Origin of the sequence: Actinospineispora acaciae DSM 45401 (assembly GCF_000620785.1) — a bacterium.
Classification (GTDB): Bacteria; Actinomycetota; Actinomycetes; order Mycobacteriales; family Pseudonocardiaceae; genus Pseudonocardia; species Pseudonocardia acaciae.
In genome coordinates this window covers 104,403-127,745 of the sequence record NZ_JIAI01000016.1, presented here as the reverse complement: position 1 = coordinate 127,745, position 23,343 = coordinate 104,403, and the positions used below count along the sequence as shown (strand labels likewise).

The 23,343-nt window shown below is 72.8% G+C and carries 24 protein-coding genes, 1 tRNA gene and 1 riboswitch; of the genes, 18 read left to right on the top strand and 7 right to left on the bottom strand.

The features are described 5' to 3' along the window. Positions 1–93: 93 nt before the first annotated feature. A tRNA-Leu gene (locus N912_RS0141635) sits at positions 94–182 on the bottom strand. A gap of 73 nt (positions 183–255) precedes the next feature. On the opposite strand from N912_RS0141635, the gene N912_RS0141630 reads away from it, so the two are divergent. The 3 genes from N912_RS0141630 to N912_RS0141620 are packed head-to-tail and all read left to right on the top strand — an operon-like array spanning position 256 to position 3,350. Continuing rightward, on the top strand, positions 256–1,584 hold the full coding sequence (locus N912_RS0141630) for a M20/M25/M40 family metallo-hydrolase (protein WP_028927101.1): 1,329 nt from the start codon (positions 256–258) through the stop codon (positions 1,582–1,584). 12 nt (positions 1,585–1,596) lie between these two features. Continuing rightward, a complete protein-coding gene (locus N912_RS0141625) occupies positions 1,597–2,370 on the top strand; it encodes an SDR family oxidoreductase (RefSeq protein ID WP_028927100.1) in 774 nt (257 codons plus the stop codon). After that, positions 2,370–3,350 (top strand): NADPH:quinone oxidoreductase family protein, encoded by a 981-nt coding sequence (locus N912_RS0141620; RefSeq protein WP_028927099.1) that lies wholly within the window; start codon positions 2,370–2,372, stop codon positions 3,348–3,350. The genes N912_RS0141625 and N912_RS0141620 overlap by 1 nt, the downstream gene beginning before the upstream one ends. 6 nt (positions 3,351–3,356) lie before the next feature. On the opposite strand, the gene N912_RS0141615 is transcribed toward N912_RS0141620, so the two are convergent. Continuing rightward, a complete protein-coding gene (locus N912_RS0141615; RefSeq protein WP_028927098.1) occupies positions 3,357–3,596 on the bottom strand; it encodes a DUF5703 family protein in 240 nt (79 codons plus the stop codon). Between the two features lie 208 nt (positions 3,597–3,804). On the opposite strand from N912_RS0141615, the gene N912_RS0141610 reads away from it, so the two are divergent. The 8 genes from N912_RS0141610 (at position 3,805) to N912_RS0141575 (ending at position 13,387) form a co-directional block, all read left to right on the top strand. Continuing rightward, entirely contained in the window at positions 3,805–4,632 is an 828-nt protein-coding gene (locus N912_RS0141610) for an undecaprenyl-diphosphate phosphatase (RefSeq protein ID WP_028927097.1), read from the top strand. Positions 4,633–4,643: 11 nt separating this feature from the next. After that, complete coding sequence (locus tag N912_RS0141605; RefSeq protein ID WP_028927096.1) at positions 4,644–5,348, top strand: histidine phosphatase family protein; 705 nt, start codon at positions 4,644–4,646, stop codon at positions 5,346–5,348. 94 nt (positions 5,349–5,442) lie between these two features. Continuing rightward, positions 5,443–6,018, top strand: a complete 576-nt coding sequence (locus N912_RS0141600; RefSeq protein ID WP_028927095.1) for a DUF3090 domain-containing protein — start codon at positions 5,443–5,445, stop codon at positions 6,016–6,018. Between the two features lie 15 nt (positions 6,019–6,033). Beyond that, positions 6,034–6,834: an SCO1664 family protein gene (locus N912_RS0141595; protein ID WP_028927094.1), complete on the top strand. Its 801-nt coding sequence runs from the start codon at positions 6,034–6,036 to the stop codon at positions 6,832–6,834. A gap of 48 nt (positions 6,835–6,882) precedes the next feature. After that, the gene (locus N912_RS0141590) at positions 6,883–8,280 is read left to right on the top strand and encodes an ATP-binding protein (protein WP_028927093.1); all 1,398 of its coding nucleotides are present in this window, start codon (positions 6,883–6,885) and stop codon (positions 8,278–8,280) included. Beyond that, positions 8,273–10,228, top strand: a complete 1,956-nt coding sequence (locus N912_RS0141585; RefSeq protein WP_028927092.1) for a vWA domain-containing protein — start codon at positions 8,273–8,275, stop codon at positions 10,226–10,228. Before N912_RS0141590 ends, N912_RS0141585 begins: the two co-directional genes overlap by 8 nt. Positions 10,229–10,317: 89 nt before the next feature. Continuing rightward, the gene (locus tag N912_RS0141580; protein WP_028927091.1) at positions 10,318–13,038 is read left to right on the top strand and encodes a hypothetical protein; all 2,721 of its coding nucleotides are present in this window, start codon (positions 10,318–10,320) and stop codon (positions 13,036–13,038) included. A gap of 19 nt (positions 13,039–13,057) precedes the next feature. Further along, on the top strand, positions 13,058–13,387 hold the full coding sequence (locus N912_RS0141575) for a hypothetical protein (RefSeq protein ID WP_028927090.1): 330 nt from the start codon (positions 13,058–13,060) through the stop codon (positions 13,385–13,387). On the opposite strand, the gene N912_RS0141570 is transcribed toward N912_RS0141575, so the two are convergent. Next, complete coding sequence (locus N912_RS0141570; protein ID WP_211261579.1) at positions 13,377–14,255, bottom strand: LysR family transcriptional regulator; 879 nt, start codon at positions 14,253–14,255, stop codon at positions 13,377–13,379. The two genes, N912_RS0141575 and N912_RS0141570, sit on opposite strands and share 11 nt — an antisense overlap. Positions 14,256–14,326: 71 nt before the next feature. Here N912_RS0141570 and N912_RS57950 point away from each other — a divergent pair, with 71 nt between their 5' ends. From N912_RS57950 to N912_RS64765, 4 genes are all read left to right on the top strand, one after another. Further along, positions 14,327–15,313 (top strand): bile acid:sodium symporter family protein, encoded by a 987-nt coding sequence (locus N912_RS57950; protein WP_051581539.1) that lies wholly within the window; start codon positions 14,327–14,329, stop codon positions 15,311–15,313. Beyond that, complete coding sequence (locus tag N912_RS0141560) at positions 15,310–15,948, top strand: RNA polymerase sigma factor (protein ID WP_245645809.1); 639 nt, start codon at positions 15,310–15,312, stop codon at positions 15,946–15,948. The genes N912_RS57950 and N912_RS0141560 overlap by 4 nt, the downstream gene beginning before the upstream one ends. Next, positions 15,945–16,691, top strand: a complete 747-nt coding sequence (locus tag N912_RS0141555; RefSeq protein ID WP_037069289.1) for a methylated-DNA--[protein]-cysteine S-methyltransferase — start codon at positions 15,945–15,947, stop codon at positions 16,689–16,691. The genes N912_RS0141560 and N912_RS0141555 overlap by 4 nt, the downstream gene beginning before the upstream one ends. A 165-nt stretch (positions 16,692–16,856) precedes the next feature. After that, positions 16,857–17,033 carry a hypothetical protein gene (locus N912_RS64765; protein ID WP_169748046.1) on the top strand — a complete coding sequence of 59 codons (177 nt, stop codon included), beginning with the start codon at positions 16,857–16,859 and terminating at the stop codon, positions 17,031–17,033. Between the two features lie 9 nt (positions 17,034–17,042). Here the strand turns inward: N912_RS64765 and folP are convergent, their stop codons facing one another. Continuing rightward, a complete protein-coding gene (folP, locus tag N912_RS0141545; RefSeq protein WP_028927086.1) occupies positions 17,043–17,864 on the bottom strand; it encodes a dihydropteroate synthase in 822 nt (273 codons plus the stop codon). Between the two features lie 18 nt (positions 17,865–17,882). Further along, a riboswitch (ZMP/ZTP riboswitch) is annotated at positions 17,883–17,974 on the bottom strand. Positions 17,975–18,011: 37 nt separating this feature from the next. Between folP and N912_RS57945 the strand changes: the two genes are divergently transcribed. Next, positions 18,012–18,824 carry an alpha/beta fold hydrolase gene (locus tag N912_RS57945; RefSeq protein WP_156994338.1) on the top strand — a complete coding sequence of 271 codons (813 nt, stop codon included), beginning with the start codon at positions 18,012–18,014 and terminating at the stop codon, positions 18,822–18,824. Here N912_RS57945 and N912_RS0141535 read toward each other — a convergent pair. Further along, a complete protein-coding gene (locus N912_RS0141535) occupies positions 18,791–19,615 on the bottom strand; it encodes a transporter substrate-binding domain-containing protein (RefSeq protein ID WP_028927085.1) in 825 nt (274 codons plus the stop codon). The genes N912_RS57945 and N912_RS0141535 overlap by 34 nt on opposite strands. Before the next feature lie 138 nt (positions 19,616–19,753). Between N912_RS0141535 and mshC the strand changes: the two genes are divergently transcribed. Next, positions 19,754–20,992: a cysteine--1-D-myo-inosityl 2-amino-2-deoxy-alpha-D-glucopyranoside ligase gene (mshC, locus tag N912_RS0141530; RefSeq protein ID WP_028927084.1), complete on the top strand. Its 1,239-nt coding sequence runs from the start codon at positions 19,754–19,756 to the stop codon at positions 20,990–20,992. 147 nt (positions 20,993–21,139) lie between these two features. Here the strand turns inward: mshC and N912_RS0141525 are convergent, their stop codons facing one another. Further along, positions 21,140–21,688 carry an NADPH-dependent FMN reductase gene (locus N912_RS0141525; RefSeq protein ID WP_028927083.1) on the bottom strand — a complete coding sequence of 183 codons (549 nt, stop codon included), beginning with the start codon at positions 21,686–21,688 and terminating at the stop codon, positions 21,140–21,142. 134 nt (positions 21,689–21,822) lie between these two features. Here N912_RS0141525 and soxR point away from each other — a divergent pair, with 134 nt between their 5' ends. Then, a complete protein-coding gene (gene soxR / locus N912_RS0141520) occupies positions 21,823–22,278 on the top strand; it encodes a redox-sensitive transcriptional activator SoxR (RefSeq protein ID WP_028927082.1) in 456 nt (151 codons plus the stop codon). On the opposite strand, the gene N912_RS0141515 is transcribed toward soxR, so the two are convergent. Further along, the gene (locus N912_RS0141515; RefSeq protein ID WP_028927081.1) at positions 22,279–23,235 is read right to left on the bottom strand and encodes a PAC2 family protein; all 957 of its coding nucleotides are present in this window, start codon (positions 23,233–23,235) and stop codon (positions 22,279–22,281) included. Positions 23,236–23,343: the final 108 nt, after the last annotated feature.

Sequence of the window (23,343 nt, the reverse complement as noted above, 5' to 3'; positions counted from 1 at the left end):
AGGGGCACGAACTCGTCAGGTGTGCCGCATCGGGTGCGGGCGACCCACCCGGGCCGGTGGAAGGTTGCGCGGGTGGTGACGCCGCACCACAACTGGTGTCCGAGGGGGGACTTGAACCCCCACGCCCATTAATAGGGCACTAGCACCTCAAGCTAGCGCGTCTGCCATTCCGCCACTCGGACCGTTGTGCACGCAGGATAGCTGACGGGTCTGAGCCGGCAGAAACCCCACCTCCGATGGTAGGAAGATCCGGTGATGAGCAGGATCGAAGCCGAGGACGAGGTCGTCGGGATCGCCGCCGACCTGATCCGGATCGACACGACGAACACCGGCGACCCGGCCACGGTGGTGGGGGAGCGGGAGGCGGCCGACTACGTGGTCGGGAAGCTCGTCGAGGTGGGGTACGAGGTCGAGCGGGTGGAGTCGGGGGCTCCGGGCAGGGACAACGTGTTCGCGCGGCTGCCGGGGGCGGACCCGAGCAGGGGCGCGCTGTTGGTGCACGGGCATCTCGACGTGGTGCCGGCGGATCCCTCGGAGTGGTCGGTGCATCCGTTCTCGGGGGTGGTCCGGGACGGCTACCTGTGGGGGCGCGGGGCCGTCGACATGAAGGACATGGTCGGGATGATGATCGCGGTCGCCCGGCGGTTCAAGCGCGACGGGATCACACCGCCGAGAGAGCTGGTGTTCGCGTTCCTGGCGGACGAGGAGGCGGGCGGGAAGTTCGGCTCGCAGTGGTTGGCGGACAACCGGCCGGACCTGTTCGAGGGGTGCACCGAGGCGGTCGGCGAGGTGGGCGGGTTCTCGCTCACGCTCCCGGACAAGCAGGGGGATCCGGCCAGGTTGTACCTGATCGAGACCGCCGAGAAGGGCGTGGCCTGGATGCGGCTGCGGGCGCGCGGGCGGGCGGGACACGGGTCGTTCCTGCACGAGGACAACGCGGTCACCACGCTGGCCGAGGCGGTCGGGCGGTTGGGGCGGCACCGGTTCCCGCTGGTGGTCACCGAGACCGTTGACGAGTTTCTCACCAGCGTCTCCGAGGCCACCGGCATGGAGTTCCCACGGGACGACCTCGAAGGCGCGCTGGCCAAGCTCGGACCCCTGTCGCGGATCATCGGCGCGACCGTCCGGGACACCGCGAACCCGACGATGCTGGACGCGGGGTACAAGGCGAACGTGATCCCGTCGACGGCCGAGGCGGTGGTGGACTGCCGGGTGCTGCCGGGGCGCGAGGAGGCGTTCCTGCGCGAGGTGGACGAGATCCTCGGGCCGGACATCACGCGGGAGTGGGTGAGCCACCTGCCCGCGCTGCAGACCGGGTTCGACGGGGACCTGGTGGAGGCGATGGGGGCCGCGCTGCGCGCCGAGGACCCGGAGGCCAGGACGGTGCCGTACATGCTCTCCGGTGGCACCGACGCCAAGGCGTTCGAGGACAAGCTGGGGCTGCGCTGCTTCGGGTTCGCGCCGCTGCGGCTGCCGCCGGACCTGGACTTCGCCTCGCTGTTCCACGGCGTGGACGAGCGGGTGCCGGTGGATGCCCTGCGGTTCGGCACCCGGGTGCTCGACAGGTTCCTGCGCAGCTGCTGATCGGGAGGTCGGATGGAGCTCAACGGTAAGGGTGCGCTGGTCACCGGCGGTGCGTCCGGGATCGGCGCGGCCGTCGCCCGGAAGCTGGCCGAGGGCGGGGCGCGGGTGGCTGTCGTGGACCGGGACGAGAGCGGCGCGAGCCGGGTCGCCGGCGAGGTGGCCGGCCTGGCCCTGCCGGGCGACGTGTCCGACCCGGAGGTCATGCCGAGGCTGGTCGCGGAGGCGGAGCGGGAGTTCGGGCGGCTCGACGTGGTGTTCCTGAACGCGGGCACCACGGCCCGCCAGCCCGGCGTCGCGGAGCTGGACCTCGCGGACTACCGGCGGATCGTCGGGGTGAACCTGGACCACGTGGTGTTCGGGACCTGCGCGGCCACGCCCGCGCTGCGCAGGGCGGGCGGCGGCGCGATCGTGGCGACCGCCTCGCTGGCCGGCCTCACGCCGATGCCGAACGACCCGCTCTACACCATGACCAAGCACGCGGTGGTGGGCTACGCGCGGTCCGCCGGCCTGGCCCTGAGAGCCGACGGCATCCGGATGTGCGCGGTCTGCCCCGGGTTCGCGGACACCCCGTTGATCGCCGAGCAGCGCGACCAGTTCACCGGGGCCGGGTTCCCGCTGCTGACCGCCGAGGACGTGGCGGACGCGGTATTGGCGATCCTGGACCGGGGCACGTCCGGGGAGGCCTGGTTCGTCCAGCCGGGGCGCGAACCCGCGCCGTACGGGTTCCGGGGCATCCCCGGCCCGGCCGGGAGCACCCCGCCGCCGACCCTGACGCGGGGGGTCTGATGCTCGCGTGGCAGGTCTCGGAGATCGGCGAACCTCAGGACGTCCTGAAGCTCGTCGACGTGCCCGACCCCGAGCCCGGCCCGGGTCAGGTGCTGGTCCGGGTGGAGGCGGCCGCTTGTAACTTCCCGGACATCCTGGTCTGCCAGGGCCGGTACCAGGAGCGGCCCGAGCTGCCGTTCACGCCGGGCATGGAGCTGGCCGGCGAGGTGGTGGCCGCCGGTGACGGCGCCGGCCCACAACTGGGCCGGCGCGTGATCGCCCAGCCCGGCGCCAGCGGCGGTGGCTTCGCCGAGCTCGCCGTGGTGGACGCCGGCCAGACCTGGGAGTGGCCGGACAACATGAGCGCGCCGCAGGCCGCCGGCATGTTCGTCACCTACCAGACCGGCTACTGCGCGCTGCACCACCGCGCCCGCATCCAGCCGGGGGAGACGCTGCTGGTGCACGCCGCCGCCGGCGGGGTGGGCAGCGCGGCGGTACAGCTGGGCAAGGCGGCCGGCGCGACGGTGATCGCCAGCGCGGGCGGGCCGGAGAAGTGCGGGGTGGCCGAGGCGCTCGGGGCCGACCACGTCATCGACTACTCGCGCGAGGACCTGGTCGGCACGGTCAAGGAGATCACCGGCGGGCGGGGCGCGGACGTGATCTTCGACCCGATCGGCGGTGACGTGTTCGACGCGTCCCGCAAGGTCGTCGCCTTCGAGGGGCGGATCCTGGTGATCGGGTTCGTGGCCGGCCGGTTCGCGGACGCCCCGACCAACCACGTGCTGATCAAGAACTACTCGGTGGTCGGCGTGCACTGGGGTTACTACCAGCGGATGGCGCCGGAGCTCATCCCCAGGTGGCAGGACGCGCTGGTCGACCTGTGGCACCAGCACAAGATCGATCCGCTGGTCGGCGCCGCGTTGCCGCTCGCCGAGGCGCCGGAGGCGCTGCGCAGGCTGGCCGGCCGGGGCACGGTCGGCAAGGTCGCGCTGATTCCCTAGTAGCCCCTAGTAGCTCAGGTTCGGCAGCATGCGCTGCGTGCGCCGCCGGCGCAGCCACACCTTCCGTTCACCGCCGGGGTAGAGCCGGACCCGGGACAGTTCCCAGCCGCCGAACTCCGCCTGGATGGCCAACCGGACCGATGCGGTCACCCGGTTGACATCGGGCGGCAGCCGCAGCGGCCGGTACTCCCACTCCCCGTCGGCGTCGTCTCCTTCGATCGTGCCAGTGCCGCTCCTCCGCTCCACCGGCCACCTCCGCCCTGCCTCGTTCTGTAACGCACGCCACCCCGCTGTGGCGTGGTTGCCCCACCATAGGGCGCCATCTCCGGTGCGGGAAGATGGTTGGTCCGGGAGAGCACCGGCGCTATATCCCCGGGACGCGGGGGCACCGGCGGCGAGGCGCTACTGTCGCCCGGACGCGGACCGGCCGCGTCGCGGTACGGACAGGGGCGTTGTGGATCTCATTCAGGCGGTGGTGCTCGGGATCGTCGAGGGGCTCACGGAGTTCCTCCCGGTGTCCTCGACGGGGCACCTGACCATCGCGGAGAAGCTGCTCGGCCTGCAGGTGGACGATCCGGCGGTCACCGCGTACACGGCCGTCATCCAGATCGGCGCGATCCTCGCGGTGCTGGTGTACTTCGCCAGGGACCTGGGCCGGATCATCAAGGGCTGGGCGCACGGGCTGGTCAGCTCGTCGGCCAGGGACGCCGAAGAGTACCGGTTCGGGTGGCTGATCATCATGGGCTCGATCCCGATCGGGATCGTCGGCCTGGCGGCCAAGCCGCTGATCGAGGGGCCGCTGCGCAGCCTGTGGGTGGTGGCCGGCGCGCTGATCGCGTGGAGCGCGGTGATGTGGTGGGCGGAGCGCAACCCGTCGCAGAAGAAGGCGGAGGGCGACCTCACCGTGGCCGACGTGCTCATCGTGGGGCTGCTGCAGTGCGTGGCGCTGGTGCCGGGGGTGTCCAGGTCGGGCGCGACCATCAGCGCCGGGCTGCTGCGCGGGGTGAACCGGGTGACGGCCACCAAGCTGTCGTTCTACCTGGGCATCCCGGCGCTGGTCGGGGCCGGTGTGCTGGAGGCCCCTGAAGCGCTGGGCAAGGGCATCGGGGTGCTCCCGACGGTGGTGGGCACGGTGGTCAGCTTCGTGGTGGCGTACGCCTCGGTGGCCTGGCTGCTGCGGTTCGTCTCCTCGAACCGGATCACCGCGTTCGTGCCCTATCGGGTGGTGCTCGGGGCGGCCATCATGGTCGCTCTCGGCGCGGGACTGATGTCCTCGACGTAACGTGGGCGTTCGTGACGACCCTGATCCTGTTACGGCACGGCCGCTCCTCGGCGAACACGTCCGGGGTGCTGGCCGGCCGAACACCCGGTGTCGAGCTGGACGACACCGGGACGAAGCAGGCCCAGGCGGTGGCCGAGCGGCTGCGGCCGGTCCGGCTGGCCGCCGTGGTGACCTCGCCGATGCGACGCTGCCGGCAGACGGTGGAGCCGCTGCTGGCCGGGCGCGAGCTGAGCGCCGAGGTGGACGACGACCTGGCCGAGGTCGACTACGGCGACTGGACAGGGCGCGAGCTCAAGGCGCTGGGCAAGGAGAAGCTCTGGAAGGTCGTCCAGCTGCACCCGTCGGCGGCGGTGTTCCCCGGCGGGGAGGGGCTGGCGGCGATGCAGGCCCGGTCGGTGGCCGCGATCCGGGGACACGAGTCGAAGGTGGCCGCCGAGCACGGCCCGGACGCGGTGTGGCTGGCCTGCAGCCACGGCGACGTGATCAAGGCGGTGCTGGCCGACGCGCTGGGCATGCACCTGGACACGTTCCAGCGGATCATGGTCGATCCGTGCTCGATCAGCGTGGTGCACTACACCGATACCCGCCCGTTCGTCGGCCGGATGAACGACATGGGCGGCGACGTGTCGGCGCTGCTGGCCCGGCCCAAGCGGGGCCGGCGCAAGTCGGCGCGATCCTCCGACGCCGTGGTCGGCGGATCCACCGGCGTATCCTGATCCGGGGCACCGGGTCTCGGACCCACCCAACCGGGCCAGCGGGTTGGGCACAGTTGTGCCTCACCGCGACCGGTGGCCTACTGTCGGGGTTGTCATGCCACGTGTCATTCATGTATTCCGCCAACCCGACCGGTTCATCGCCGGCACGGTCGGGGAGCCTGGCGACCGCGCGTTCTACCTCCAGGCGGTGGAGGACGCCCGCACGGTGAGCGTTCTGTTGGAGAAGCAGCAGGTCACCGTGTTGGCGGAGCGGATCAGCGCGTTGCTGGCGGAGATCTCCCGCCGGTTCGGTGCCGAGGTCGGCGAGGACGCCGTCGAGGACGCCGTGGACACCGACCCGCTCGCGGTGCCGCTCGAGGAGGAGTTCAGGGTAGGCACGATGGGCCTCGGGTGGGACGCCGACTCTCGCTCGATAGTGGTCGAGCTGCTCGCGTTCACCGAGGAGGAGGTCGACGAGTCGGTCGTGCTGGACGACACCGAGGAGGGGCCGGACGCGCTGCGGGTGTTCCTCTCGCCGGTGCAGGCCAGGGCGTTCGCCACCCGGGCCGAGCGGGTCATCTCCGCCGGCCGCCCGCCGTGCCCGCTGTGCGCGGAGCCGCTGGACCCGCAGGGTCACATCTGCCCGAGGCAGAACGGTTACCACCGCCGCGCGGTGGTCGGGGACTCCTGAGCGCTCGCCACGCCGATGGACCCATCTGACCCGGCGGTGCCGGGCCTACTGAGCGCGGGGCGCCTGGAAGTCACCGGACGCATCGTGAACGCGTCGAACGCCACCCTGGTCTGCGAGATCGAGTGCGACGGCGCGCGCGCCCGCTGCGTGTACAAGCCGGTGCGGGGCGAGCGGCCGCTGTGGGACTTCCCGGACGGCACGCTGGCCGACCGGGAGTACGCCAGCTACCTGATCGCGGAGGCGGCGGCCGGCGGCTCCGGGCCGCTGATCCCGCCGACGGTGCTGCGCGAGGGGCCGTTCGGGCCGGGCATGGTCCAGCTCTGGATCGACACCGACGACGCCGACCTGGTCGACGTGTGCGCGCCCGGCGAGGTGCCGGACGGATGGCTGACGGTGCTGCGCGCCCGCGACTCGCTGGGCGACCCGGCGCTGCTGGTGCACGCCGACCACCCCGAGCTGCAGCGGATGGCGGTGCTGGACGTGCTGCTCAACAACGCCGACCGCAAGGCCGGGCACGTGCTGTCCGGGACGGACGGCCGGGTGTACGGGGTGGACCACGGCATCTGCCTGCACGAGGAGGACAAGCTGCGGACCGTGCTCTGGGGCTGGGTCGGGCAGCGGTTGCCGTCCGAGCCACTGGCCACCGTCCGGGCGCTGCGCCACGAGCTGGACAACGGGCTGTGCGCCCGGCTCGGCGCACACCTGACCAGGGCGGAGCTGCGCGCGCTGTCACACCGGGTGGACGGCCTGCTGGAGCGCCCGAGGTTCCCGGAGCCGTCCGGCTACGGCCCCGCGATCCCGTGGCCGGCTTTCTGATCGTTCGCCCGCCTCGGCCCGGAGACGTAGCGTGGAGTGGTGGCAGTCATTCACACCGCACCAATCGATCTTCCCCGCACGGTCGGCGCGCTGCGCGCCTCCGGGCACGAACAGCGCGGCGTCAAGACCGAGATCCGGGACAACCTGCTCGCCGCCCTGCGCTCCGGCCGCGACCCCTGGCCGGGCATCGTCGGCTTCGAGTCCACCGTGCTGCCCCAGCTCGAGCGCGCCCTGATCGCCGGGCACGACGTGGTGCTGCTCGGCGAGCGCGGCCAGGGCAAGACCCGGCTGTTGCGCTCCCTGATCGGCCTACTGGACGAATGGTCGCCGGTCATCGAGGGCTCCGAGCTGGGCGAACACCCGTACGAACCGATCACCCCGGTGTCGCTGCGCCGCGCCAGGGAGCTGGGCGACGAGCTGCCGGTGGCCTGGGTGCACCGCGACGAGCGGTACACCGAGAAGCTGGCCACCCCGGACACCGCGGTGGCCGACCTGATCGGCGACGTGGACCCGGTCAAGGTCGCCGAAGGCCGCAGCCTCGGCGACCCGGAGACGATCCACTACGGCCTGGTGCCGCGCGCGCACCGGGGCATCGTGGCCATCAACGAGCTGCCCGACCTGGCCGAGCGCATCCAGGTCGCGCTGCTCAACGTGATGGAGGAGCGGGACATCCAGGTCCGCGGCTACACGCTGCGGCTGCCGCTGGACGTGCTGCTGGTGGCCAGCGCCAACCCGGAGGACTACACCAACCGCGGCCGGATCATCACCCCGCTCAAGGACCGCTTCGGCGCCGAGGTCCGCACCCACTACCCGCTGGAGGTGGCCGACGAGGTGGCCCTGGTCCAGCAGGAGGCCGAGCTGGTCGCGGACGTGCCCAGGCACCTGGTGGAGGTGCTGGCCCGGTTCTCCCGGCACCTGCGCGACTCCACCGCGATCGACCAGTCCTCGGGGGTGTCCGCCCGGTTCGCGGTGGCCGCCGCCGAGACGGTGGCCGCCGCCGCGCTGCGCCGGGCCGCGGTGACCGGCGAGGCGCACGCCTACGCCCGGCCGGTGGACCTGGAGACGGTGCCGGCCGTGCTGCGCGGCAAGCTGGAGTTCGCCTCCGGCGAGGAGGGCCGCGAGGAGGAGATCCTGGAGCACCTGCTGCGCCGGGCCACCGCCGACACCGCCCGGTTCGCGCTGCGCGGCGTGGACCTGACCGGGCTCACCGAGGCCGTCTCGGAGCACCCGGTGCGCACCGGCGAGCGGATCCCGGCCACCGAGGTGGTCGCCGGCCTGCCCCAGGTGCCGGCGCTCACCGAGGTGGCGCGCCGGCTGGACGCGGCCGGCACCGAGGACCCTGGGCCGATGGCCTCGGCCGCCGAGCTGGCGCTGGAGTACCTGTTCCTGACCCGCAAGCTGGCCAAGGACGAGAGCGACGACGGGGACACGGTGAGCTATGGCTGATCCGCGCCGCCGCAGGCTGCGGTACGCCTACGGCCCGTACGCGGGGGGTCCCGACCCGCTGGCACCGCCGTTCGACATCCGTGAGGCGATGGACCAGATCGGCCGGGACGTCATGGAGGGCTCCTCGCCGAGGCAGGCCCTGCGCGAGCTGCTGCGCCGGGGCCTGGAGGGCCGCCGGGGGCTGGACGACCTGACCCGGCAGGTCTGGCAGCGCCGCCGCGACCTGCAGCGCGACAACCGGCTGGACGGCACCCTGGAGCAGGTCCGCGAGCTGCTGCAACGCGCGTTGGACGCCGAACGCGAGGCGCTGGGCAACGAGGACAGCGACGACGCCCGGTTCCGGGAGATGCAGCTCGACGCGCTGCCGGACGACACCGGCGGGGCGGTCCGCGAGCTGGACTCCTACGACTGGCGGTCCTCCGACGCGCGCGAGGCGTACCAGGAGATCCGCGACCTGCTCGGCCGGGAGATGCTGGACCAGCGGTTCGCCGGCATGAAGGAGGCGATGCAAAATGCCACGCCGGAGGACGTCGAACGAATCCGGGAGATGCTCGACGACCTGAACGACCTGCTGGCTCAGCACGCCCAGGGCCGGGACACGCAACAGCAGTTCGAGCAGTTCATGGCCAAGCACGGCCAGTTCTTCCCGGAGAACCCGCGCAACACCGACGAGCTGGTCGACCTGCTCGCCGCGCGGGCGGCCGCCGCGCAGCGGATGCTCAACTCGATGTCCGCCGAGCAGCGCGCCGAGCTGGCCGAGCTGGCCCAGCAGGCGTTCGGCGACCCCCGGCTGGCGAACGCGCTGGCCCAGCTGGACGCCCAGCTGCAGGGGCTGCGGCCGGGGGAGGACTGGCAGGGCGGCGGCCGGTTCCGCGGCGACAACCCGCTGGGCATGGGCGAGGCGACCAGGGCGCTGGAGGAGCTGGGCCAGCTCGACGCGCTGGCCGAACAGCTCGCGCAGAGCTACCCGGGCGCCCGCATGGAGGACATCGACCTGGACGCCCTGTCCGAGCTGCTCGGCGAGCAGGCCAGGGTGGATGCCCAGACCTTGGCCGAGCTGGAGCGCGAGCTGCAGCGGCAGGGGCTGTTCGAACGGACCGCCGACGGCTCGCTGCAACTGTCCCCGAAGGCGCTGCGCCGGCTGGGGGAGTCCGCGCTGCGCGACGTGGCGAACCGGATAGCGGCCCGCCGGGGCGAGCGGGAGACGCACCGCTCCGGGGCCGCCGGCGAGGCCACCGGGGCCACCCGCCCGTGGGCGTTCGGCGACACCGAGGCCTGGTCGGTGCCGCGCACCCTGCTCAACGCGCAGCTCCGCCAGGCAGGCGGGGATCCGAGACGGCTCGACGTCACCGACGTGGAGGTGGTGGAGACCGAGCAGCGCACTCGGGCGGCGGTGGCGCTGCTGGTGGACACCTCCTGGTCGATGGTGGCCGAGGGTCGTTGGGTGCCGATGAAGCGCACCGCGCTGGCGTTGCACCAGCTCATCTCCACCCGGTTCCGGGGCGACGACCTGGCGCTGATCACCTTCGGCCGGCACGCGCAGACCGTCGAGCTGGGCGAGCTGGTCGGCCTGGAGGGGGCGTACGCGCAGGGCACCAACCTGCACCACGCCCTGCTGCTGGCGCACCGGCACCTGCGCCGCCATCCCGACGCGCTGCCGGTGGTGCTGGTGGTCACCGACGGCGAGCCGACCGCGCACCTGGAGCCGGACGGGGAGGCGTTCTTCGACTACCCGCCCAGCCCGTACACGGTGCGCGCGACCATCGGCGAGCTGGACCGGCTCACCGGCATGCAGGCGGTGTTCACCTTCTTCGTGCTCGGCGAGGACCCCCGGCTGGCCGCGTTCATGGACGACGTGGCCCGCCGCTGCGGCGGCCGGGTGGTGGCCCCCACCCTGGACGGCCTGGGCGCCGAGGTCGTCGCCGACTACATCCGCACCCGCCGCTGAACCTCCCCGGAGAACAGATCGCGACTGCATCGTGACAGTAGGGAACCAATCGGTGGGGTCCTTCGTCGACGGTGTGGTGGGGGGTCGCGATGGGGGAAGTTCCTACGCACAACCAGTTCTCCGGCCGCGCTGACGTTGCCATCCAGGCCGGGCAGATCCACGGCGGGGTTCACCTGCACGGCCGGCGGGCCCGGTTGCACCTACCCGGGCAGCGGTCGCGGCGCGAGGCGGAGTCGGCGGCCGCCGACGCCCTGGCGGATGCCGTGTTCGACCAGTGGCATCGGACCGTGCGGGACCGCGGGCTGTTCCCGGATCCGATTCCGGTGCGGTGGAGTTGGCGGGGCTGCTCGCCCACCGCTGCGGCCGGCCCGTTCGACCCGCTGCCCGGCATTCCGGTGGACGACGCCGGCGTCGTGCCCGACGGGACGATCGATGACCTCCTGGGCGTATTTTCCGGACTGCGCTCGGGCCGGGCCGTCATTCTCGGCGGCGCGGGCAGCGGCAAGTCCGACGCCGCCGCCTGGATGGTGGTCCAGGCCTTGCGGATTCGTGATCGTCTTGGTCATGAGGAACGCGCCCGCTTTCCGATTCCGATCCTGCTGACCGTCACCGGGTGGGACCACCGCCGTCAGTCCCTGGACGACTGGTTGACCGGCGAGCTGGAGGCACAGCATGTGTTTCTCCGTCGCGGCGGAATGGCCCGGCGGCTGCTGGACACCGACCGGATAGCGCTGTTCCTGGACGGCCTGGACGAGATGGCGACCGAAGCGCGCGGGTCGGCCCTGGAGCAGGTCGATCGTCGCGCGCTGCACCGGGTGGTGATCTTCTCGCGCACCGAGGAGTTCGACGCCGTGCGTGCCGGTCGCCTTCGAGGGGCGGCGGAGCTGGCGCTGTCGCCGGTCAGCCCGGGTGACGCGGCCGCCTACCTGCGGCGCTGCCATGGCGAACGCGCGCCGGAAGCCTGGACGCGGCTGCTGGCCGAGCTGGAGGAACGGCCCGCCGGCGTGCTCGCCGGTGCCCTGGACTCACCGCTGATGCTGACGCTGGTCCGCGACGCGTTCCCGGATCCCGCCGACGTTCGCGTCCTGCTCGACCCCGAGCGGGCCACGCGGCAGGAGGTCCACGGGTATCTGCTCGACCGCTTCGTGGACGTCGCCTACCGGCCGGCCCCGGGCGCGGACCCGGTCAGCTACGAGCCTGCGAGCGCCCGGCGCTGGCTGAGCCACCTCGCCGCCGAGATGACCGCGCGCGGCACCTACAGCCTTGACTGGCGCCAACTGCCCCGATGGAGGCCGGCCTGGCCCCGCATCGCCATCGCCTCGGTCGTGATCATGCTGATCGGCGGGTTGGGCGCGGCCCTGTTCTTCGGGCCCGGCGGATACGCGTTCTACCGAACTCGGACGAACAACTTCGGGGCGATCCCGCGGGCGGCGGGCGGGCTCATGATCGGCCTGTGGGCCGGCCTGGTTCTCGGCCTGGCCGTCGCCGTCGCCTCGGAGCTCCGGCAGCCCGCACGGCGCTCGCGGATCAACCTCGGGGCGGGAGCCGCCGTCGCGATCATCGTTGGCTACGCGAACTCCGGCTACCTTTTCAAGATCTTTGGGGACCGGCCCCTCTCGGTGCTGGTGACCGTGCTAGCGGGGATCGTCGCCGGTGTCGGGGCCGGCTGGGCGACCGCGCGGGTCCACCCGCCCCCGGGGCGCGGCCGCCGCGCCCGGTGGAAGCTCCGCTACTCCCGGTTCCCGCTCCTGCCCGGGCTGGCCGCGGGGCTGGCCCTGAGCTTCCAGTACTGGTTCCCCGGCGGCGTGCCCGGCGAACCGCATCTCGGTGAGGGGCTGCTGAACGGTGTCTGGGGGACGCTCGGCGCCTGCCTCTGCATCGGCGCCATACGGCCGCATTCCGGCGCCCGTGCCGCCGTCGGATGGGGCTCGGACTGGAAACGGGAGATCCGCCGGGCGTTGGCGTACGGGACATTGTTCGGAGTCGTGCTCGGCCTGGGTTTCGGGCTCCGTGAGATATTCATGTGGATCCCGGCCGGTGAGGGTCCGAAGTGGGACAACGTCATGCCCGCGCTGTGGCAGGCAGTCGGGATCGCCATCCCGTTCGGGGTGGGCTTCGGGCTCACCATCTGTGACTCCTGGATCGTCTCGCTTCTTTTCGTACAGCTACGCCGGCGCCGGGTTTTCCCGCTTCTGGGCATGCGCTTCCTGGACGACGCCTACCGGCGCCGAATCCTGCGCGCGGAAGGACCCCGGCTCCAGTTTCGCCACGCCCTGCTTCACGACACGCTGGCTGCGGAAGCCCGGCCCGCCCGAGCGCACGAGCCCGTCCGGAAGATCGCCGCGCGGGGACGGGCGGTGGCGGCGGCGGGTGCGGGTCTCTGGCTTCTGTGGCTGGTCACGGACGGCGTGTTCACCAGCTCCGGGTCGGCTCAGCTATGGGCGGCGCGGGCCGGCGACAACGCCCCGGCGGGGACGTGCATCGCCACCGAGGACAGCTGGAACGCGAACAAGTACACGGTGCTGACCGCCGACTGCGACCAGCCGCACTGGGGTGAGGTGCTGGGGTATCCCACGCTGGGAGCGACGCCCTCGCCCAATCCCGGCGACGCCCAGGTGCTCGCGGTGGCGAAACGCGAATGCGGACGGCTGCGCCAGCAACACAGGGTGCCGGGCAAGTACTCGGTGGTGTTTCTCAGGCCGCACGGCGACGCATGGAACACCGGGACGAAACAAACCGAGAACTACGCGACCTGCGTTGTACACGGCACCGATGACAGGTCGATGACGACCAAGGTGAGCCGCCAATGAAGCACCGACCGGAGGAAAAATGCCAGAGCCAATCCTGACCGCCATCGCCACCGCGCTCGCGGGCAAGGCGGCCGCCGGCCTCTACCAACTGGTGAAGGACAGGTTCGCCGAGCGCCGCGCGGCCCGCGAAGCCCTCGAAGCGGCCACCCAGGCGCCGGACGACCCGGCAGCGGTCGCCGTCCTCGCCGACCGGTTGGCCGAGGCGGAACGCGACGACCCGGAGTTCCGGGAGGCGCTGCGCTCCGGCTGGGCCGAACTGGCCAGCGGCGGCGTGGTGAACCAGGTGCACTCCAGCGTGACCGGCAAGCTCGTCCAGGCCCGCGACATCCACGGCAACATCACTTTGTGACCGCCGACCCGCCGGTCCACAGCGCGGCGTGCTGAATGGAGTGGGCGAGGGCGGCAGCCGGGCCGTGCAGTCCGGCGCGGCCGCCGGAGAGCATGAAGTCGAAGCCGGGCAGCGGCGGTAGGCCGGCGGACGACGGTGCCACGGCCAGGCCCGGCGGGATCAGCGACTCGGCGTGCGCGAACACGCCCAGTCCGGCCAGCGCGGCGGCCTGGACCCCGTTCAGGCTCTTGCTGCTGCACACCATCCGCCACGGCCGCCCGGCCGCCTCCAGGGCCGTGACGGCGGCGTCGCGGGACAGGCTCGGCGCGGGGTAGCCGACCAGCGGCACCCGGTCGGCGCGGCCGAGCGGGGGGAGCTCCGGCCCGGCGACCCAGACGAACCGGTCCGACCAGACCCGGATGCCGTGCGCCTCGCCCGGCATGCGCTTGCCGAACACCAGGTCGAGGTCCCGGTGGTCGCCCAGCGCGCGCAGGGTGGCGGTGTGGTCGACGGTCAGTTCGAGGTCGACCAGGGGATGGCGGCGGCGGAACTCGGTGAGGATGGACGGCAGCCGGGTGAGCACGAGGTCCTCGGACATGCCGAACCGCAGCCGGCCGCGCACCGCCGAGTCGCCGAAGTGCGCCCGCGCCCTGTCCACCGTGTCCAGGATGGTGCCGGCGAACTCCAGCATGGCCGCGCCGTCCGGGGTGAGCGCCACCGAGTGCGTGTCCCTGGCCAGCAGCGGCCGCCCCACCTCGGCCTCCAGCTTGCGGACGTGCTGGCTCACCGTGGACTGGCGCAGCCCGAGCCGTTCGGCGGCCCTGGTGAAGCTCAGGCAGCGCGCCACGGTGGCGAACGAGCGCAGCCGCACCGGGTCGAACACGGCCATCACGATATGCGATGACAATGAGTACGGACTACGCGTTTCCACATCACCGCCGCTCGAACATGATCGGTCGGATGACCCGTCGGACGGACCCGCTGCTGGTGCTGATCCCGCTCACCGTCTGCGTCGCGGTGCCGCTGCCGGCCAGGGGCGTCTGGCTGGTCGGCGTCGAGCACGTCACCGGCGTGGTGATCGGGCTGATGTTCTTCCTCTACGGCGCGCGGCTGTCCGGCGCCGAGGTGGCCGAGGCGAGCCGGCACTGGCGGCTGCACGGCGTGGTGCTGGCCACCACGTTCGTGCTGTTCCCGCTGCTCGGGCTGGCCGTCCAGCTGGTTCCGGGTGGGCTGTTGCCGCGCGAGCAGGCGCTGGGGGTGCTGTTCCTGTGCTGCCTGCCGTCGACGGTGCAGGCCGCCGTCGCGTTCACCTCGATGGCCGGCGGGAACGTGCCGGCGGCGATCTGCTCGGCGGCGCTGTCCAACATGACGGGGGTGGTGGTCACGCCGGTGCTCACCGGGGTGCTGATGTCCGCGCACGGCGGCGTCTCGCTGGGTGCGATCGGGGACGTGGCGGTGCGGCTGATGCTGCCGTTCGTGCTGGGGCAGGCGGTGCGCCGGTGGATCGGCGGCTGGGTGGCGCGGCACCGCGCGCTGCTCTCGGTCGTCGACAGGGGATCGGTCGTGCTGGTCGCCTACCTGGGCGTCGGCCGCGGCGTGGTGACCGGCACCTGGCGGATGCTCTCGCCGGGGGTGCTCGGCGTGCTGGTCGCGGTGGTGGTGTCGCTGCTCGCGCTCGTGCTCCTGACCACCGCCACGGTGCCGCGCCGGCTCGGGTTCGGGCTCGGGGACCGGATCACCATGATGTTCTGCGGGTCGAACAAGAGCGTGGCCACCGGGCTGCCGATGGCCGGCGTGCTGTTCGCCGACCACGGCGTCGGCGTGCTGCTGCCGGTGCTGCTCTACCACATGTGCCAGCTCGTGACCTGCGCCTGGCTGGCGACCCGGCTGGGCCACACTGGGCACGAACGCAACCGTCCGGGGCCGCCCGGTGTTCGAGGGGTGTGAGTGCGAGCGGTGGGGTGCTGGTGGCCGACCTGAACGCCGGCGTTGACGCCGAGCCCGGGATCGAGCCCGAGGTCGAGCAGGACGACCGGATCCGGCTGGCGTTGACCGAGGACGTCGACGCCGGCTTCGTCGTGCTGTTCGAGTCCTACCAGCGGCTGGTGTTCTCCACCGCGCTGCGGGTGAGCGGGCGGTGGGCGGACGCCGAGGACCTCACCGCCGACGCCTTCCTGCGCGCCTACCGGGCGCTGCGCGACTACTCGCCGGAGCGGCTGGTCACCCTGCGCCCGCGCGCGTGGCTGGTGACCATCCTGCTCAACGGCTGGCGCAACCGGCAGCGCTCGGCGGCCCGGCGGCCCACCGCCCCGCTGGAGGCCGCCGGCGAGCCGGTCGACCCCAAGGCTGACGTGGCGGGCACCGTCGCGGACCGGGAGACCGGCGCCGAGGTGGCCGCCCTGCTGGCCCAACTGCCGCACGCCCAGCGGGTGGCGGTGGTGCTGCGGCACATGAGCGAGCTCTCCATCGCCGAGATCGCCGAGGTGCTCGGCAGCCCCGAAGGGACCGTGAAGTCACACATCTCCCGAGGCCTGGCCCGGCTGCGGGAACTGCGCGTCCAGCGCGATGGAGGTGTCCGATGATGTCCATGGAACACGAGCTGGCTGGGCTCGTGGTCGACCCGCCGGCCGGGCTGCTGGACCGGGTGGTGGCCCGCTGGGTGCGGGTGCCCGGTCCGCTCGGCGAGCTGTACGCGGCGGTCACCGACGCCGGCCTGGCCTACCTGCGCCCCGGTCCTGACCCGGCCGCGTTCGCCGAGGAGTTCCGGGAGCGCTTCGGGCGTCCGCTGCTGCCGGGGGAGCGCCCGCCGGCCGGGCTGCTGCCCGCGCTGCGCCCGGACGGCCCCGGCGGTCGGGCGGTCAAGGTCGACCTGCGCGGGCTGACCGACTTCGAGCGCGACGTGCTGGGCGCCACCCGCCGCATCCCGGCCGGGCAGACCCGCCCGTACGCCTGGGTGGCCCGGGAGATCGGCCGGCCCAAGGCGGTGCGCGCCGTCGGCTCCGCGCTGGGCCGCAACCCGGTGCCGATCGTGATCCCCTGCCACCGGGTGACCCGCTCGGACGGCGACCCCGGCGGGTACGTGTTCGGCGCCCCGGCCAAGGAGCGGCTGCTGCGCGCCGAGCGGGTCAACCTCGACGAGGTGCGCGAGCTGGCCCGGGCCCGGGTGCACTACCTGGGCAGCGACACGACGGGCATCGTCTGCTACCCGACCTGCGCGGACGCCCGCCGGATCGGCCCGGCGCACCGGGTCGGCTTCCGCGACATGGCGGCCGCCGCGAAGGACGGCTACCGCCCGTGCCAGAAGTGCCGCCCCGGCGCCGCCTGACACTGCTGTGAGTGGTGCGACGGGCGTGACGGTCACCTGTTGGGTTGACGAGTGACGAACGACCGTCGGACGTTGGGCGCACCTGTGCGGCCGGTCGGCGAGGGGCGCGTGTGTTGTGCCATGTGGCGGTGAGTTTGCGTCCGGAAGGCCGGCAGACTGCGGGGAATGAACGAGACCGAGCGCTGCCGCGTCTGCGGTCGGCAGCGTGACACGGCGTCGGCGTCCGGGCTGTCCTGGGTGTTCGACCGCCGGCCGGGGGGCGCGAGCAGCTGGCTGTGCCCCCGGTGCGCCCGTGACCACCTGCACGCCATCGAGTCCAAGCTGCCCGACGAGTGGTGGTGACCTCGCGCCCTAGCCGGCGTTCTCGATCGCGGTGGTGACCGTGAGGGCGTCGCGCAGGGCGGCCACGTCGTGGGTGCGGATGTAGTCGGCGCCCTGCGACGCGGCGTGCAGCTCGGCGGCCAGGGTGGCCGGCCCGATGTGCGCGATGTCGTGCCCGGTGAGCGTTCGTAGGAACGACTTGCGCGACGGGGAGACCAGGATCGGCAGCCCGAACCGCGCCCTGAGCCGGTGGATGCTCGCGAGCACCGCCAGCGACGGCTCCGGGTTGCTGCCCAGGAAGAACCCGAGCCCGGGGTCGAGCACCAGCCGTTCGCGCGGGATGCCGGCGGCCCCGAGCGCGGCCAGCCGCTCGGTGAAGAACCGCTCGATGTCGGCCCGGATCGCCGCCGGGTCGGTGACCACCTCGGTGGCCGGCCCCCGCTGCACCGAGTGCATCACGATCAGCCCGCACCCGGACTCGGCCAGCGCGGGGTGGACGTCCGGATCGGCGAACCCCCGGATGTCGTTGAGGAACCCGACGCCGTGCCGCACCGCGAACAGCTGCGTGCCGGGGTGGAACGAGTCGACGGCGGTCGGCACCCCCTCGGCCACCAGCGCGTCGAGCACGGGCGCCAGCCGCGCCTGCTCCTCCTCGGGGGCGACCCGCCGCGCGCTGGGATGGCTGGCCGCCGCCCCCAGCTCCACGACGTCGGCCCCGTCCCGACGCAGCCGCCGCGCGTGCGCCAACGCCCGCTCCGGAGCCAGGTAGAGCCCGCCGTCGGAGTAGGAGTCCTCGGTGATGTTGACGATGCCGACCAGGAGCGGCCGGCCGCCCGTACACGTCCCGCCCACCGCGCGCCTCCCGAAGCCTTGCGGCACCCAGGCGTACGGCGCAACGTCACGATTACCGGCCGCTCCCCGATGGTTGTGCCCATCCGCTCACGCCAGTCACGGCCGGTCATGATGCTAACAGCAACTATCGAGAGGAGCCGTGGGTTCGTGCCACAGGTGACGGTGCCGGACGGAACCCGGATCGCGTACCAGGTCCGCGGCGTCGGCCCAGAGACCAGACCACTGCTGCTACTGGCCGGCCAGGCCAGCTCGCACACCTGGTGGAACGGCGTGCGGGCCGACTTCGAGCACGACCGGCCCACGGTGTCGCTCGACTACCGAGGCACCGGCGACAGCGACAGGCCCGACGTCCCGTACAGCACCCGGGGGTTCGCCGAGGACGCCGTCGCCGTGCTCGACGACCTCGGCATCGACCGGGCCGACGTCTACGGCACCTCGATGGGCGGCCGGGTTGCCCAGTGGCTCGCGGCCGCCCATCCGCGCCGGGTGCGCCGGCTGGTGCTCGGCTGCACCTCGCCCGGTGGCGCGCACGGCGTGGAGCGCGGCCCCGAGGTCCGCCGCGCCCTGGCCCGGCCCGACCCGGCGGCGAACCGGCGCGCGCTGCTGGAGCTGATGTACACCCCGGCCTGGCTCGCCGCGAACCCCGGGCCGTACTGGACGCTGGGCGATCCGGACATGCCGCCGCACGCCCGCCGCCACCACCTGCTGGCCAGCGCCCAGCACGACGCCTGGGACGCGCTGCCCGACATCGCCGCGCCCACCCTGGTCCTGCACGGCGAGGACGACCAACTCAACCCGGCGGCCAACGCCCGGCTCCTGGCCGACCGCATCCCGGGTGCCCGCCTGGAGTTGCTCCCCGGCGCGCGCCACGCCTACTTCGAAGAGTGCCGCCCGCTCGCGTCCGAGCTGGTCACCGACTTCCTGGGTCAGCCCGTCCAGGGGCGCGCGAACCGCTGGTAGGTGCCGTCGCCGAGGGCCAGCCGCAGCCACTGGTTCACCCACTGCTGGAACACCACGTCGCCCCGGGGCAGCAGGTAGGCCTTGGGTGCGAAGCTGAGCGGCCGGTCCGGGTTCACCGCGCACAGCTCCGGGTGCTGCTTGGCCTGCCAGCGGGTCTCGCCGGCGTCGGTGATCATGACGTCGGCCCGGTTCGCCATGATCTCCTCGAAGATCGTGTTGTTGTCCGGGTGCGTGATGACAGTGGCCCGCCGCAGCCGCTCCTTGGCGAACTGCTCGTTGGTCCCGCCGGGGTTGACCACCACCCGCACCCCTGGCCGGTCGATCTGCTCCACCGTCTGGAACCGGGCCTGGTTCGCGCACCGGGTGATCGGCGCCTTGCCGTCGGCCAGGTACGGGTCGCTGTACGCCGCCTTGCGGGCCCGCTCCAACGTCACCGAGACGCCGCCCATGGCCACGTCGCACTTGTCGGCGGCCAGGTCGTCGGCCATGGCGCCCCAGGTGGTCGGGACGATCGTCAGCCGGGCGCCGAGCTTGCGGGCCATGTCGCCGGCCATGTCGATGTCGATCCCGCTCCACCGCTCGGTCGCCGGGTCGCGGTAGGTGAACGGCCGGTAGTCGCCGGTGCTGCACACCCGCAGCTCGCCGCGCTGGGCGACCAGGTCGAGCGCGCTCGGCGGCGGGGGAGGCGGGGTCGGTGGCACCGGCTTCTTGGCACACCCCGCGCCGGCCGCCAGCACCGTCAGCAGGCCCGCCAGCATCACCAGAACAGGGCGGAGTTTCGAACGTCGCATTCCAGGGTTCCCCTCGAGCCGCACCCCCGCCGCCCTCCCCAGGCCGACGGTGCGCCTACCGTTTCATAGTCGCGCGACGACCTTCTCCTGAGCCCTCGTCGAGTCGCGCGAACGGCCACGACGCGTAGGTTGTCGGGTATGCAACCCTGGTCGACCGTCCCATTTCCTACCGTCCCCGGGTCCGGCCCGCCGCTGCGGCTGTACGACACCGCGACCGGCGAGATCCGCCCGACGGCACCGGGACCGACCGCGCGGATGTACGTCTGCGGCATCACCCCCTACGACGCCACGCACCTCGGCCACGCCGCGACCTACCTGGCGTTCGACCTGGTCAACCGCGTGTGGCGGGACGCTGGGCACGACGTGCGGTACGTCCAGAACGTCACCGACATCGACGAGCCGCTGCTGGAGCGGGCGATCAGGGACCAGGACGACTGGGTGGTCCTCGGCATGCGGGAGACCGCGCTGTTCCGCGAGGACATGGAGTCGCTGCGGGTGCTGCCGCCCGCGCACTACATCGGCGCGGTGGAGGCCATGTCGGAGATCAGCGCGCTGGTGGACAAGCTGCTCGCCGCCGGCGCCGCGTACCGCATCGACGACCCGGAGTACCCGGACGTCTACTACGACAGCGCCGCCACCGCCGAGTTCGGCTACGAGTCCCGCTACGACGAGGCGACCATGCTGGCGCTGTCCGCCGAGCGCGGCGGCGACCCGGACCGGCCGGGCAAGCGCCACCCGGTGGACGCGCTGCTGTGGCGGATGGCCCGGCCCGACGAGCCGTCCTGGGACAGCGAGCTGGGCCGGGGCCGCCCCGGCTGGCACGTGGAGTGCACGGCCATCGCGCTCAACCGCCTCGGCGCCCAGATCGACGTGCAGGGCGGCGGCTCGGACCTGATCTTCCCGCACCACGAGTTCGGCGCCGCGCACGCCGAGGCGCACACCGGCGAGCACCCGTTCGCCCGGCACTACTGCCACGCCGGGATGATCGCGCTGGACGGCGAGAAGATGTCCAAGTCCAAGGGCAACCTGGTGTTCGTGTCCCGGCTGCGGGCCGACGGCGTGGACCCGATGGCGATCCGGCTGGCGCTGCTGTCCGGCCACTGGCGCTCCGACCGGTCCTGGCTGCCCGAGCTGCTGACCTCCGCGAACGCCCGCCTCGCCGCCTGGCGGGAGGCCGTGCGCCTGGACGCCGGCCCGCCCGCCGGAGACACCGTGGCCAGGCTGCGCACCCACCTCGCCGACGACCTCGACACCCCCCGCGCCCTCGCCGCCGTCGACGCCTGGACCCGCGAAGCCACCACCCGCCGCGGCACCGACCCCACCGCCCCCGCCCTGCTCCGCAACGCCGTAGACGCCCTCCTCGGCATCGCCCTGTAGCCACCGACCCGAGGCAAGAACTGCCTCGCGCTCCGTCGTTTGTGCAGGTCACGACCCGTGAGTGGTTAGGGGTGCCATAGCACCCCTAACCACTCACGGGTTCTGACCAGGCGTTTTGCTCGGCGCGGAGTACCGCCGGAACGTGCGCTAGGTGCCGTAGGGCTGGTGGGCGCGGGCGGAGCGGAGCGCGCGGGCCCACCAGACCAGCTGGTCGAGCAGGGCGGTTGCGGCGGCGGCCGGTCCGTGGGTGTCCACCGGCTCGCCGTCCGCGTCGAAGCTCTGGTGGGCCATGTAGAAGCTGACGGTCTCCCGGACGGTCACCGCGTGCAGCTCGGCGAACACCACCCGCAGCGGTTCCACCGCCCGCAGCCCGCCGGCCAGCCCGCCGTAGCTCACGAACCCGACCGCCTTGGCCCGCCACTCCTTGCCCACCTCGTCGATGGCGTGCTTGAGCGGCCCCGGGTAGCTGTGGTTGTACTCCGGCGTGACCACCACGACGGCGTCGGCGGCGTCGATCCGCCCGGCGAACCCCGGCGGGTCCTCGGCCAGGTCGAGCATGCCGACGTCCAGGTCGGCGCGACCGGAGGCCTGCCGGACGAACCAGTCGGCCACCACCGGCCCGAACCGCCCCTCCCGGACGCTGCCGACGATGACTTCGAGCCGGGCGGGCGCGGTCCAGCCGGTCTGAACTGTCATGACAAGGGTCCTCACGAAGATCGGTGAACAGGAACCCGGCAACGGTAAAACCTCAATAATTATTGAGGTCAAGCCGAAACGGGGTACGCTGGACAACCGCAACTCTTGTTGAGGTATCGAGGGGGCAAAACCGGATGCGGCACGCGTCATGGGACCAGGGCGAGCTGACCGTCGGCCAGCTCGCCGAGCGCAGCGGGGTGGCGGTGTCCGCGCTGCACTTCTACGAGCGGCAAGGGCTGATCAACAGCCGCCGGACCAGCGGGAACCAGCGGCGCTACCGGCGCGAGACGCTGCGCAGGGTGGCGCTGATCCGGATCGCGCAGCGGGTCGGCATCCCGCTCGCCGACGTCCGCGCCGCGCTGGACGAGCTGCCGAACGGCCGCATCCCGAACCGGGCGGACTGGGAGCGGCTGTCCCAGCGCTGGCACGACGAGCTGAACGAGCGGATCCGCAGCCTGGAGATGCTGCGGGACAAGTTCACCGACTGCGTGGGCTGCGGCTGCCTGAGCATCGACAGGTGCCGGCTGGCCAACCCGTACGACACCCTGTCCGAGACCGGCGCCGGCCCCAGACGCCTGCTGGACCGGTAGTTACCGCCCGGGGCCGCTGCGCCCGCCCGGCCGGCCCTGGCCACCGGAGCCACCGGGACCGCGCCGGCGCAGGTACCGCTCGAAGTCGGCGGCGATGGACTCCCCGCTGGTCTCCGGCAGCGCCGCCTCCGACTCCACCCGCTCCTCCAGCGAGCGCACGTACTCGCGCACCTCGTCGTCCGCGTCGGCCATCTCGCTGACCGTGCGCTCCCACGCCTCGGCCTGCTCGGGCAGCCCGCCCAGCGGCACCTCCAGGTCCAGCACCTCCTCGACCCGGTGCAGCAGCGCCACGGCCGCCTTCGGGTCCGGGGCCTGGGACACGTAGTGCGGCACGGCGGCCCAGAACGAGATGGCCGGGATGCCGGCCCGCACGCAGGCGTCCTGGAAGACCCCGACGATGCCGGTGTTGCCCTGGTACCGGGACGTCTCCAGGCCGAACCGGGCGGCCGAGGTGGCGTCGTAGGCGGTCCCGGTGACCGGCACCGGCCGGGTGTGCGGGGTGTCGGTGAGCAGCGCGCCCAGGGTGACCACGGTGGTCGTCCCGAGCTTCTCGATGTAGGTGAGCAGCTCCGCGCAGAACGCCCGCCATCGCATGTTCGGCTCGATGCCCCTGATCAGCACCACGTCGTGGTCCGAGCCCGGCGGTCGGCACACCGACAGCCGGGTGGTCGGCCATTCGATCCGCCTCGTGATGCCGTCCACCAGATGGACGGTCGGGCGGGTCACCTGGAAGTCGTAGTAGTCGTCGGGGTCCATGGCGGCCAACGGACGGGCGTCCCAGCTCAGCTCGAGATGCTCCAGCGCGGTACTCGCCGCGTCGCCCGCGTCGTTCCACCCCTCGAAAGCGGCCACCACCACGGGTTCGGTCAGCTTCGGCGGCTGACCGTCGGTCACGCTGTCGGCGTCCTGCCACGACAACGAGACCGCGTCGGTATCCCTGGGCTCGCGATCGCTCATCGGTTCAGCCTAAGGCCGTCGGGCGGTTCGTGACGGGTCGGGCGTGCCGATCGGGTGCGATCGGCGACAATCCCCCCGGGGCGAGGGGCGTTCGGCGACTATTCTCGG

Bases quoted from the DNA above. Each gene is read 5' to 3' on its own strand.
- N912_RS0141630 (WP_028927101.1), top strand. From the start codon at position 256: ATGAGCAGGATCGAAGCCGAGGACGAGGTCGTCGGGATCGCCGCCGAC.
- N912_RS0141625 (WP_028927100.1), top strand. From the start codon at position 1,597: ATGGAGCTCAACGGTAAGGGTGCGCTGGTCACCGGCGGTGCGTCCGGG.
- N912_RS0141620 (WP_028927099.1), top strand. From the start codon at position 2,370: ATGCTCGCGTGGCAGGTCTCGGAGATCGGCGAACCTCAGGACGTCCTG.
- N912_RS0141600 (WP_028927095.1), top strand. From the start codon at position 5,443: ATGCCACGTGTCATTCATGTATTCCGCCAACCCGACCGGTTCATCGCC.
- N912_RS0141595 (WP_028927094.1), top strand. From the start codon at position 6,034: ATGGACCCATCTGACCCGGCGGTGCCGGGCCTACTGAGCGCGGGGCGC.
- N912_RS0141585 (WP_028927092.1), top strand. From the start codon at position 8,273: ATGGCTGATCCGCGCCGCCGCAGGCTGCGGTACGCCTACGGCCCGTAC.
- N912_RS0141580 (WP_028927091.1), top strand. From the start codon at position 10,318: ATGGGGGAAGTTCCTACGCACAACCAGTTCTCCGGCCGCGCTGACGTT.
- N912_RS0141575 (WP_028927090.1), top strand. From the start codon at position 13,058: ATGCCAGAGCCAATCCTGACCGCCATCGCCACCGCGCTCGCGGGCAAG.
- N912_RS0141570 (WP_211261579.1), bottom strand. From the start codon at position 14,255: ATGGCCGTGTTCGACCCGGTGCGGCTGCGCTCGTTCGCCACCGTGGCG.
- N912_RS57950 (WP_051581539.1), top strand. From the start codon at position 14,327: ATGACCCGTCGGACGGACCCGCTGCTGGTGCTGATCCCGCTCACCGTC.
- N912_RS0141555 (WP_037069289.1), top strand. From the start codon at position 15,945: ATGATGTCCATGGAACACGAGCTGGCTGGGCTCGTGGTCGACCCGCCG.
- N912_RS64765 (WP_169748046.1), top strand. From the start codon at position 16,857: ATGAACGAGACCGAGCGCTGCCGCGTCTGCGGTCGGCAGCGTGACACG.
- N912_RS0141535 (WP_028927085.1), bottom strand. From the start codon at position 19,615: ATGCGACGTTCGAAACTCCGCCCTGTTCTGGTGATGCTGGCGGGCCTG.
- mshC (WP_028927084.1), top strand. From the start codon at position 19,754: ATGCAACCCTGGTCGACCGTCCCATTTCCTACCGTCCCCGGGTCCGGC.
- N912_RS0141525 (WP_028927083.1), bottom strand. From the start codon at position 21,688: ATGACAGTTCAGACCGGCTGGACCGCGCCCGCCCGGCTCGAAGTCATC.
- soxR (WP_028927082.1), top strand. From the start codon at position 21,823: ATGCGGCACGCGTCATGGGACCAGGGCGAGCTGACCGTCGGCCAGCTC.
- N912_RS0141515 (WP_028927081.1), bottom strand. From the start codon at position 23,235: ATGAGCGATCGCGAGCCCAGGGATACCGACGCGGTCTCGTTGTCGTGG.